The sequence below is a fragment of the uncultured Thiodictyon sp. genome (genome assembly GCA_903837595.1).
Lineage (GTDB): Bacteria > Pseudomonadota > Gammaproteobacteria > Chromatiales > Chromatiaceae > Thiodictyon.
Genome location: CAILVI010000368.1, coordinates 1 through 2,138, shown reverse-complemented (window position 1 = coordinate 2,138; position 2,138 = coordinate 1). Strand labels below are relative to the sequence as shown.

Here is a 2,138-nt window from a genome sequence, read left to right as displayed (position 1 = left end):
TTCGTTTGTTCAAGTTCCCCGAGGGGGATCACCCCTCGTCCATCACGCTGCTTGATCAACTACGCGGCAAATTCCATCGAGATTGTTGACCGTACTGATAATACGATATCGTTAGCCATCGCTTATACTGGTACCGTCATGATCGATCTGTTAGGCGGTTTCGCCATCCTCTATCTGCTGGCCTGCCTGGTTCCGTCGGCAATTGCCGCACGGGTCGGTTCGCCGCTTGGCGCTCCGGCGTTTGTCTGGATGCTGGTGACGGGCTGGACGCCGTACGGCTGGGCAGCCGCACTGCTGGCCATCTGGCTCACCCGGGCGCGGTCGGCGCATTGAGTAGCGGCAGCGCCGCTATCTCCATCGTGCGCAAGCCCTGAAACAGTTCGGGCCACTCGGCTTGACGTATCCGCAGCATCCGCAGCACCTCCGGGTCAGCATGAAGCCCTGAAACCAGAGGGATTGAGACCTTTCATTTTCGCCACTGATCCAACCGCGAGAAATTGCGGACGGAAGAAGTGCCGCGCGGAACGGGAAAGGGTTGACGTTATCCCATTCCGGGATAATATATCCCCGTGCACATTATTTCTCACGCGAAGATTGTTCATGCTCAGGGCGCATACCCTGAGTGCCATAGCGCGTTGGATCAGTGGTATCGGCTCGCCAAGAGAGCGCAGTGGGGCAACTTTGCGGGGGTTCGCGCCTGCTTTCCAGCGACAGATAAGGTCGGAGACAAATTTGTGTTCGATGTTGGCGGAAACAAACTGCGGCTGATCGCTGCAATTCACTTCAACACAGGCAAGCTGTTCATTCGTGCCGTGCTGACGCACCCCGAATACGACAAAGGAGGATGGCAATGAACGCGAGACTGGATGTGGCGCTGGCCCACTGGAGCTACGTTGCGCCACTGCTGGCGCCAGCAAGGAGCGAGGCTGACTACCTGGCCTTGGTGGAGTCCCTCGATGCCGTCCTGGATGCTGGCGGCGCCGATGAAGCAAACCCCTTGGCCGGTCTGGCTGCGATGATCGGCGAACTGGTGAGCGCGTGGGAACGAAACCACGTGGCGACCCCTGACGCAATGAGCGCAACAGAGGTTCTGACATTCTTCATGGAGCGCGACGGCATCCGCCAGTCTGATTTACCTGAAATCGGCAACCAGGCGAAAGTTTCCGAGATTCTAGCCGGCAAACGAAAGATCAATCTTCGCCAAGCCAAGGCGCTGGCGGCGCGATTCGGCGTGCCCATTGAAATGTTTGCGGAATAATCGGGACAGGTGCAACCGGATTACTTGACCGACCCCTCCCACACCACCTGGCATGCGGGGCCGCACCGGGCGGCTGACGGTGTTGAGGTCATCGGGTGTGTGCTCCCGGCCCGACTACGGGAAGATCAAGCTGAAATGAGTTTTTCACGTCCTCTCGGCACGGCGGCAAGCTTGCCGCGCTGGCATTGCGAGCCTGCTGAAAATATCATCCCTGCATCTGTCCCAGACACACTTCCGCACCATGAAATTCAATCTGTTCAACGCTCCCTGCAAGTACCGGCGTGGCTCGCCACGGCCGGCGACGAAGCCGCTCAACCTCGCGGCTTGCGCCCCGGCGCCTGGTTGGAATCGCCATGCGTGATACGGCAAGAACCGTTTTTCTGGTCTGCTATGACGTTTGCGATCCCGGCCGTTTGTACCGGGTGCGACGCTTTCTGAAGGGGTTCCGTATCGGTGGCCAGAAATCCTGCTTCGAATGCTGGCTGACGGCGGCCGAACTGCGCGCGGTGCAGCGGCAACTGGCGGCGCTGATCGTGCCTGAAGAGGATCGCGTGCACATCTTCCAGCTCGATCCACGCATGAAAATGGAATGCCTGGGGGTGGCCTCGCCGCCCTCGCCCGGCGTGTTCATGGTGTTATGAGGAAACCAGGATGACCAGTCTTTATGTCGATCGGCGCGGCGTGACGCTCAAGGCGGATGGCGAAGCGCTGGTGTTCTACGAAAACGACGAGCGGCGCGGCACCGTGCCGTTGGCACCGCTGTCGCGGGTCTTCCTGCGTGGCGACGTGACGCTCTCGGCTTCGCTGCTGGGCAAGCTGGGCGAGCGCGGCATCGGCGTGGTAGTGCTGTCCGGTCGCAAGGGCGAGCCGACCATGCTTT

Annotated in this window: 5 protein-coding genes; all 5 read left to right on the top strand. The window is 60.1% G+C overall.

What is annotated here, in order from left to right:
* Nucleotides 1-333: hypothetical protein (locus QZY44_RS21215; protein WP_295451658.1), on the top strand; the 333-nt coding region annotated here is incomplete at its 5' end.
* Nucleotides 334-569: 236 nt separating this feature from the next.
* Nucleotides 570-854, top strand: a complete 285-nt coding sequence (locus QZY44_RS21210) for a type II toxin-antitoxin system HigB family toxin (RefSeq protein ID WP_295451653.1) — start codon at nt 570-572, stop codon at nt 852-854.
* On the top strand, nt 851-1,258 hold the full coding sequence (locus tag QZY44_RS21205; RefSeq protein WP_295451651.1) for a hypothetical protein: 408 nt from the start codon (nt 851-853) through the stop codon (nt 1,256-1,258). The genes QZY44_RS21210 and QZY44_RS21205 overlap by 4 nt, the downstream gene beginning before the upstream one ends.
* Before the next feature lie 353 nt (nt 1,259-1,611).
* Nucleotides 1,612-1,899 carry a CRISPR-associated endonuclease Cas2 gene (cas2, locus tag QZY44_RS21200; protein ID WP_295451647.1) on the top strand — a complete coding sequence of 96 codons (288 nt, stop codon included), beginning with the start codon at nt 1,612-1,614 and terminating at the stop codon, nt 1,897-1,899.
* Nucleotides 1,900-1,909: 10 nt separating this feature from the next.
* Nucleotides 1,910-2,138: CRISPR-associated endonuclease Cas1 (locus tag QZY44_RS21195; protein ID WP_295451644.1), on the top strand; the 229-nt coding region annotated here is incomplete at its 3' end.

What these genes read in the sequence shown, in the direction of transcription:
- QZY44_RS21205 (WP_295451651.1), top strand. Translation starts at nt 851, where the DNA reads ATGAACGCGAGACTGGATGTGGCGCTGGCCCACTGGAGCTACGTTGCG.
- cas2 (WP_295451647.1), top strand. Translation starts at nt 1,612, where the DNA reads ATGCGTGATACGGCAAGAACCGTTTTTCTGGTCTGCTATGACGTTTGC.